Consider the following 8,952-nt stretch of genomic DNA (forward strand, 5'->3'; position numbering starts at 1 on the left):
CCGAGAGATGCAGACAACCTCTCGCTACGCGTCGAGAACGTCTGCATCTCTCGGAGAGGGACACTCTTTTATTGCACTTCGTTTTGGAACTTGCAGCGTCGTCTGTCAGTTCAAACATCTGGTGTATGTGGTCATACTGCTCTGGGATGAATTCTTCCTTACTATTGATAAGGCGGTTGGTGGTACGTGCTATGTTATAACAAGCATCTCCGATACTCTCCAACTCAGATATCTCACGGAGCATAGAGCGCACCTTCTCTTTTGTTTCATCACTCAGATGAGCATTGGAAACTTGGTCGAGATATTTCGCAATCTCTATCTCCATATTGTCAGAAATACCTTCGTACTTCTCCACACGGCTGTAGAGTTTCGTAAATTTATCCATGTCACGCTCGCCAAGTAACTCACGAACCATACCAAACATACGCTGAATACGCTCGGCAAACGACTTTATCTCCTTTGAAGCCTCAAGTACAGAGAGTTCTGGAGTCTTCATGATACCAGCCTGAATGAAGTGTAAACGGAACTCGTCTTCGTCCTTGTTTGCCTTCGGCTTGATGATGATGCAGACCAGTTTCTCTAAGTATTTGATTGGTCCAACAAGGATAGTTGTGTTGGCAACGTTGAAGGTTGTGTGGAAAGCAGCAAGTACAAAGCTTAGTTTAGCAGCATTGGCAGCAAAGCCAGGAGCGCCCTTTGGCATTGTAACGTCGTATCCCACCCAGTCGCAAATCATATTAATAAAAGGATGGAAGATACACAACACCCAAATAACACCGAAGACATTGAACACCATGTGAGCCATAGCTGCTCGACGAGCCTGCGTGTTTGCAGTCAAGGCCGCAAGGTTTGATGTGACTGTTGTACCGATGTTCTCACCCATGACGAGTGCGATACCTTGATAAATAGGCAATACGCCCGTAGAACAAAGTATCATCGTGATAGCCATGATAGCTGCAGAACTCTGCACACACATGGTCAGCACACTACCAATAAGTAGGAAAACGATAGTCGTAAAGAAGCTCTGTGGGTCGAAGTTACTAAAGAAATCGAGTACAGCCTGGTTGTGGGCAAGGTCCATATCGATACCCGTCTGACGCAAGGTTCCCAATCCCAAGAACATAAATGAGATACCAAAGAGGAAGTCACCAATGAGTTTACGTTTCTTAGAGTAAATCAGTACGATGCCAATAAAGAATGCTGGCCAGACGAAATCAGTGATGTTAAACGAGAAGCCAGCCGACATAATCCATGCTGTCAGCGTCGTTCCGATGTTCGCTCCCATGATAACTGAGATGGCTTGCACCAATGTCAGCAATCCAGCATTCACAAAGCTGACTGTCATAACAGTTGTAGCTGTTGATGACTGTACGGCAGCTGTGATGAACGTACCAGTGAGAATACCCGTAAAACGATTAGTAGTCATTGCACCAAGGATATGGCGCAACTGTGGACCTGCCATCTTCTGCAGAGCCTCACTCATGGCTTTCATACCGAACATCAGCAGAGCTAATGCACCAATGAGCTTAAAGAAAATCCAAATCGACATATAATAACTTAATTTGTGGTGTCCGTTTCTTGTGTAATTGCAAAACTTTCTTTACCTTTACAATCCTATTTACTAAAGGACAATTTTGTTCCCTGACACTTTAACCATATTGAATGATTATGAGACAAGTATTGTATATCCGTTGCAAAAATAATAAAAAAACTCAAGAAGTCCCAATTGGAAGTACACTTTCTGACATTTATAAGCAAATTAATCTGCATTTGCCATACGGACCAGTGAGTGCGAAGGTGAATAATAAGGTGGAAGGGCTTCATTATAGAGTCTATCATAATAAAGATGTGGAGTTCCTCGATTTGTATAGTCCGTCAGGTATTCGCACCTATATGCGTTCGCTCTTCCTTGTGCTCTGTAAGGCTGTTCACGACCTTTATGCAGGTAGTAAGGTTGTTATAGATATCCCTGTTTCAAATGGTTACTACTGTAACCTGCAGCTTGGACATGAGATAACTGCAGAGGATGTCGACCGTATTCGTAGACGAATGCAGGAGATTATCGATGCGAAAATGCCTATTCAGCGTTACGAGGCTACAACAGAAGAGGCTATTAAGATGTTCTCTGACTTGGGGGATATGCAAAAGGCTAAACTCCTAAAAAGTAGTGGTAGCTTGTATTGTGTTTATTATGTGCTCGACGACTATAAGGACTATTACTACGGTTCGATGCTTACCAATACTTCACAACTTCATCTTTTCGGACTGGAGCCTTACTTTGATGGTGTCCTTCTGCGACTTCCTTCCGCACAAGACCCTTCTAAATTGGGTGAGATGATACGTCAAGACAAGATGTTTGAAGTGTTTAAGGAGCATCATAGGTGGCAGAGTATCTTAGGGATAAAGACTGTGGGCGATTTCAATGAGGCCGTGAAGAACGGACAAGCCACTGATCTTATCAATGTTAGTGAGGCACTACAAGAAAAGAAGATATCACAGATAGCTGATACAATCGCTGGTAGGAAAGGAATAAAGGTAGTACTGATAGCGGGCCCATCATCAAGCGGTAAGACTACTTTCTGCAAGCGTCTCTCGGTGCAACTATTAGCAAGTGGGGTGAAGCCAGTGCAAATCTCCTTAGATGACTACTTTGTAAACAGGACAGAGACACCGAAAGACGAGAATGGAGAACTTGACTATGAGAGTATCTATGCACTGAACATCTCGCTTATCAATGAGCAATTTAATGCACTTTTCCGGGGGGAGGAAGTGGAGTTGCCAAAGTATAACTTCCAAACAGGGTTGAGTGAAAAGAGTGGGAATAGATTACATCTTGGTGAGAACAACGTATTGGTTGTGGAGGGTATCCATGCTCTTAATCCTGTGTTAACAGAACAGATTGCTGACGACAAAAAGTTCAAAATCTATGCTTCTGCACTCACAACGATTCTCTTAGACGACCATAACTATATCCCCACAACCGACAATCGACTGCTTCGTCGTATTGTTCGTGACTATAAGTATCGTGGTTGTTCGGCACAGGATACTATTCATCGCTGGCCAAGTGTGCGTGCCGGAGAAAATAAATGGATATTCCCTTATCAGGAGCAAGCCGACATCATGTTTAATACAGCACTTCTCTTTGAGCTTGCTGTCATCAAACCACAGGCGGAGGAGGTGTTGGAACAGGTCCCAGAAAACTGTGAGGAGTATGCTGAGGCCTATCGACTTCGTAAGTTTCTTAAATACTTTGCACCACTGCCTTTCCGTAATCTCCCACCAACCTCATTGCTCAGAGAGTTCTTAGGAGGTAGTTCGTTTAAGTATTAGGCTATTAAGGCATGGCGAAGGGACACGTATGTTCTATTCGTTTTTATGGTGCAGAAGACTGTTAGATACATTCTGTAAATGCTATGAAAACGAAAGGAATGGGGTAAGTTTAGGTTCTTCCGTTAAATGTGTGGACGCTTTTCGTAGTGCTTTAACGTAAGAGCCAAAGTTACTCATTAAACAAAAATATGGCTGAGACAGTCAACTATCTATCCTATTTTCATCCTCTTTCATTGAAAATCTTTTCGTTTTAAGACTTCGAAAATCTGCAGACAAGGGTTTGAAAAATCATTACATAACTTCAAAGAAAACACCTATAACTAACGACAAAAATACACACAGGAAGCAGGCTTACAATCAACAGCGTATCAATTAGTTACCAAGTATAAAGTAAAAGGTGCTTAGTTGGACTTCAAAAGGGCGTTAGCAAGGGTCTTAAAGAGCATCTTTTGCAAGCCAAAAGGGCGTCTTTTAGAAGCCAAAAGAGCATGTATTCAATATTATGATGTGAAAAATTATGACAGAATAATAAGTTATTAGCCTAATTAGCCCAATTGGACCAAATAGCCTAATTAGGCTAATAGGAATAAATTGTTTATAGACGACAGATAGACATCACACCTAATTACATTTATCATATAGTTTACCCCCCCTTATAAAACAATCTTATTGGAGGTAAGCTTACCATGTATGTGGATTAATCTCATTCTATTAACAATCTACACATTTAACGGAAGAAGCTAAGTTTATTTCAGAAAGTCAGTAAGAAGGTGTACGAATCTTATAAAATTGACTATCTTTGCAAAAAGAGATATTATTAAATAAAAAGCAAACTCAATATGGGAAAAAGTCTTGAAACCATCTGTATTCATGGAGGATGGAAACCTCAGAAAGGTGAACCGCAACAGTTACCAATCTATCAGAGTACTACTTTCAGATATGAGAGTAGTGAACAAATGGCACGTCTGTTCGATTTAGAGGACAGCGGGTACTTCTATACGCGTCTGGCAAACCCTACCAATGATGCTGTGGCTAAGAAGATTGCTGCCCTTGAAGGTGGTGTTGGGGCCGTGTTGACCTCTTCTGGACAGGCTGCCAACTTCTATGCAATTATTAATCTGTGTGGGGCAGGCGATCATTTCGTGACTTCTAACACCATCTATGGGGGTACATTCAACCTTTTTGGGGTTACAATGAAGAAATTGGGTATTGAATGTACGTTCATTGATCCAGACTGGGATGATGAGAAGATAGAGTCTGCTTTCCGTCCTAATACAAAGTGTTTCTTTGGTGAAACAATCTCTAACCCTGGTGGAAAGGTATTTGATATCGAGCGTTTTGCTGGTATGGCACATAAGCATGGAGTACCATTGATTATGGATAACACGTTTGCTACACCTATTAACTGTCGTCCTTTTGAGTGGGGTTGTGACATCATTACACACTCTACGACAAAGTATATGGATGGACATGCAGCACAGGTAGGTGGTGCGGTGGTCGACTCTGGTAACTTTGATTGGGAGGCTTACGGTGAGAAATTCAGTGGGTTAACAACCCCAGATGATAGCTATCATGGCATTGTTTACACCAAGACGTTTGGGAAGATGGCTTACCTTACGAAGTTAGTAACACAGCTGATGAGAGATTTAGGTAGTATTCCTGCACCGCAAAACTCCTTCCTTCTTAACTTAGGGCTTGAGACTTTGTATCTTCGCATGCGTCAACACTGTGCCAATGCACAGAAGGTTGCAGAGTGGTTAGAGAAGAACGAGAAGGTGGCATGGGTGAACTATTGTGGACTTCCTTCTAATAAGTATTACGCTTTGGGGCAGAAGTATTTGCCGAATGGCTCATGTGGCGTAATAGCTTTTGGTTTGAAAGGCTCTCGGGAAGATGCAATTAAGTTTATCGATAAGCTTGATTTCATATCTATCGTGACCCATGTGGCTGATGCTCGTACGTGTGTACTGCATCCTGCGAGCCATACCCATCGTCAATTGACTGATGAGCAGCTCCGTGAGGCTGGGGTTGCACCCGACTTAATACGTCTTTCTGTAGGTATAGAGAACGTTGATGATATCATTGCCGATATCGAACAAGCATTGAGATAATTTGTAATAAAGATATGGAAAAAGGACACTCAGTTGCTGAATGTCCTTTTTTCAGTTTTATAATTTTATAAAATGTCTTGTTCGAAAAAAGTATAGGCTCATATCTTATATTTGTTAATTATCTATCCTTATTTTATCACCTTCACTACTTCTACTGACCTTTCAAGCCATGCTTCCATCTGTTTATAATCCTTCTTCTCCCATACGTCTTTGAAATCGATAAACTCATGGGCAAGGCGGCTTTCGTAGGCATTACGACGGTAGCTGGTTAGCTTTCCTTGTTTCATTATCTCTACACTACCAAACTCATTAGCAGGGGTTGGGATGTGTATCCACCCCTTTTCACCTTGAATAAGTATGAATGACGGACTACTTGAATCTTTTGCTGCCGTACAGGTTGCTGTCATCGTAGGATAGGAAAGTACCATTACGCCAGAGGTGTCGATACCATTGTGCCCACGGTTGGCAAAGTATTGTGTTGCGGTAGGTTGTCCGAAGAGACCTATGACGACATTGATATTGTAGACATTGAGGTCGTTCAGTGCTCCACCACCTAAATCTGGGTTGAAAGCTGGGGCAATATCTCCCTGTAGATAACGTTCGTATTTACTTGAATACTGTGAGAAATTACACTGAACGAAGTGGACGGGAGCAATCTTCTTTAGGCTTTCCTTGACCATACAGAAATTAGGTGTATGAAGTGGGGAGATTGCTTCAAAGAGGTATAACTTTCTTTCTCGTGCCATTGCGGATAGTTCTTCAGCTTCGGCAACAGTGAGAGTGAAAGGTTTCTCAACAATCACGTTCCTACCAGCCTCTAAGGCTTTGCGAGTAAATTCGTAATGGACACTATTGACTAAGGCAATATAAACGAAGTCGGCTTTGTCTTCTTTGAGCAACTGAGCGTAGTCAGTATAAATGCGCTCAATATGATTCATCTTCGCAAGATATTCTGCCTTTTCCTCGTTGCTGTGTGAGTATATGCTGGTAATTTCTATCCCTTTGACTTCTGTCTTGAGTAATGTGATAACTTCTGTAGCTATCATTCCTGTTCCTACAATGCTAATCTTCATCTTTTCTATTGCTTTAAAGAGCATGTTCTATAAGCTGCTTTTTAATGTGTGAAGCCTATAGAATGTGCTGCGTTACTAACCTTGTGCAACAAAAGTAGGGAATGTTTTGCAAATAAAAAGGGAAATGACTATTTTTGTTGTCTCTTAACAAGCATTAGTTGATATGAATAATAAATATCTTTTAGGCCTTTTAGCAACTCTTTTACCTATTACTATTGTTGTAGGATGTAAAGGTGAAAAGGCTTCAGCGGCAGAATGTGTGAAGGATTCTGTTGTCTCTCTTTCTATTGATAATGACTCTGTTATAAAAAAGAAGGACGTACCTTTGGTCGTTGATTCTATTGGTAAGTCGTATAGTTCGGATAAGGGCACTGTTGATTTTGCTTATTCCTTCCCTGTGGCGGGCCCTCATGTGTTGGTCGATTCGATACGTGCTTACCTCTCGTCTGAGATGAAAGGTGCTGCAGATAGTTTTGGGGAAGAGAACTCAAAGACTAAACCTTTTCCCAGGCTTACAGATGGTAAGGCTATGATAAACTATTATGCGAAGATTGCATGTGAAAATGTAATACGTACTTTTGATGATGTTGACTATCCTGATTCTAAATGTCCACCAGAACTTTCTATGTTTGTGTTGAAGGGGAATGAAACCAGTCGTTATATTACTTATGTCTCTTCTTTTTATCTATATTCGGGTGGTGCGCATGGAATGTATTCTGAGTATGCGGTTAACTTTGACAAGAAGACGGGAGTTATATTGCGTGATATATTGAATCCAAAGGATATAAAAGCGTTGCAACCTATTCTCAGAAGTGGACTTGAAAGTTTTTTCAGAAAATTTGATGTTGTTGATGGAGAAAAGGATGTAGAAGGTCGTATTAAGGCTGATATGGACAATCTTTTTATTGAAAATGGGATTATTCCGCTGCCTAAGAGTGGGGTTTATCTTTCTCCAGAGGGGCTTGTCTTTATTTATGGACAATATGAGATTGGTGCGTATGCTATCGGAACACCTACCTTTACTGTGCCTTATAATAAGATTGGAAAGTTTCTCTCAGCAGAAGCACAACGCCTTGCGGGAATTAAGTAATCTTTCATAGTTTCGTAAGTAAGGTTGGCTCATATTTGTTAACGGAATTAGAGAAGATTCTATAAAGTTTTTTTCACAGCCTGTTCTAACCTATGAAGGGAACAGGCTGTGTGTTTATTGTTGCATTAACCATAGGAAGCCTTTGGCTATCCTTATACCATTGTCTTGAAAATGATTGCCTTCATTCCATTCCATCTTACAGTTGACACCTTTGTTTTTGAATATTTGTTCTTGGGAAAGGATGTCTTGCTTGATAGTTGACATTATTTTTGTTTTTGTTTTCTCTTCTTTGTCGCCAAGGCTGAGATAGGCGTGTTCTATTTGTGGTTGGTGGGTGTTGGCATAGTCTAACCAGCCTGTATACCATGCGGAGGGGGATGCTGAGACTATCCCATGGAGGGGAATGTTCTGTTGATAGCCTGCCCAAAGAGCAAAGAGTCCAGCTAATGAATAGCCTCCTAAAATGGTGTTTTTTTTATTAAATTCTATAGAATAACGTTCCTTTAAGGTTGGGAGGAGTTCGTCTACTATATATAATAAGGTGGAATGAGCACCATCGCCAAAGGTGATCTTACCAAATACGGGTGGGGCTGACCAGGGTGTTAACTCAGCATTCCATTTCTCAATACGTACGGCAATATGCATGAATGGTGTTTGCAAGTTATCTTCTATATAGGTAATTTGACGCTCTAACTCCTCTGTGTCATTACTGTCAACGGGCTGAATAATGAAAAACTTTGCGTTTTCTTCGCTATGTAGGATACAAACATGTGCTCCAACTGTAATCATCTCTTTTTTATGTCTCATAATTCTATATGCTTGTTTTGACTACAAAAATAATCATTTTTAAGCAAATTAGTTGATTTGGGTCAATTTTAAGCAAAAATATTCATTTCTTTTAAAAATATTCTTCAAAATGTTTGGAGGGTAAGGAAATTCTCTATACCTTTGCACTCGCTTTACAAAACAAGCCATCTGGCAAGTTGGTTAAAGCATAAAAGAAAGAGTTCTTTGAAAAGATTTACATAAACAGAGAAGTAGTACAAGAAGCGTCTGTCTGACATTAATTGTCATTCAGATGGGTAAAAGAAACGAACCGATCAATTCATTGTTCCTACTTTTGAGGCATCGCCTCAAAACAATTAAGGAACAAAAGAAAAGGTGCTTTTTAACTTGATACTTTTAGGATAAGCGTTCTGAAACAGAGATTACTCGGTGAAGCGTTTGGGTTAACATGGTATCCATTATCACTTGTCACCCATCACTTATCACCAAAACATATTTTACAATGGAGAGTTTGATCCTGGCTCAGGATGAACGCTAGCTACAGGCTTAACACATGCAAGTC

Annotated in this window: 6 protein-coding genes; 3 read left to right on the forward strand and 3 right to left on the reverse strand. The window is 40.8% G+C overall.

Annotated features, from left to right (window positions below; genetic code table 11):
• Nucleotides 1-1,549 (reverse strand): Na/Pi cotransporter family protein (locus CHB62_RS13895; protein ID WP_254919394.1); only part of this gene is annotated, 1,549 nt, incomplete at its 3' end.
• Between the two features lie 113 nt (nucleotides 1,550-1,662).
• On the opposite strand from CHB62_RS13895, the gene CHB62_RS13900 reads away from it, so the two are divergent.
• Nucleotides 1,663-3,330: a nucleoside kinase gene (locus tag CHB62_RS13900; RefSeq protein WP_176414881.1), complete on the forward strand. Its 1,668-nt coding sequence runs from the start codon at nucleotides 1,663-1,665 to the stop codon at nucleotides 3,328-3,330.
• Nucleotides 3,331-4,169: 839 nt separating this feature from the next.
• Nucleotides 4,170-5,441 carry an O-acetylhomoserine aminocarboxypropyltransferase/cysteine synthase family protein gene (locus CHB62_RS13905; protein WP_089367301.1) on the forward strand — a complete coding sequence of 424 codons (1,272 nt, stop codon included), beginning with the start codon at nucleotides 4,170-4,172 and terminating at the stop codon, nucleotides 5,439-5,441.
• Nucleotides 5,442-5,569: 128 nt separating this feature from the next.
• Here the strand turns inward: CHB62_RS13905 and CHB62_RS13910 are convergent, their stop codons facing one another.
• Complete coding sequence (locus CHB62_RS13910; protein ID WP_089367305.1) at nucleotides 5,570-6,514, reverse strand: Gfo/Idh/MocA family protein; 945 nt, start codon at nucleotides 6,512-6,514, stop codon at nucleotides 5,570-5,572.
• Nucleotides 6,515-6,677: 163 nt separating this feature from the next.
• Here CHB62_RS13910 and CHB62_RS13915 point away from each other — a divergent pair, with 163 nt between their 5' ends.
• On the forward strand, nucleotides 6,678-7,604 hold the full coding sequence (locus CHB62_RS13915) for a DUF3298 and DUF4163 domain-containing protein (RefSeq protein WP_089367302.1): 927 nt from the start codon (nucleotides 6,678-6,680) through the stop codon (nucleotides 7,602-7,604).
• 114 nt (nucleotides 7,605-7,718) lie between these two features.
• Here CHB62_RS13915 and CHB62_RS13920 read toward each other — a convergent pair whose 3' ends face one another.
• Nucleotides 7,719-8,411, reverse strand: coding sequence for an alpha/beta hydrolase (locus tag CHB62_RS13920; RefSeq protein WP_089367303.1), 693 nt, complete (start codon nucleotides 8,409-8,411; stop codon nucleotides 7,719-7,721).
• Nucleotides 8,412-8,952: the final 541 nt, after the last annotated feature.

Source organism: Prevotella jejuni (genome assembly GCF_900187995.1).
Taxonomy (GTDB): Bacteria; Bacteroidota; Bacteroidia; order Bacteroidales; family Bacteroidaceae; genus Prevotella; species Prevotella jejuni.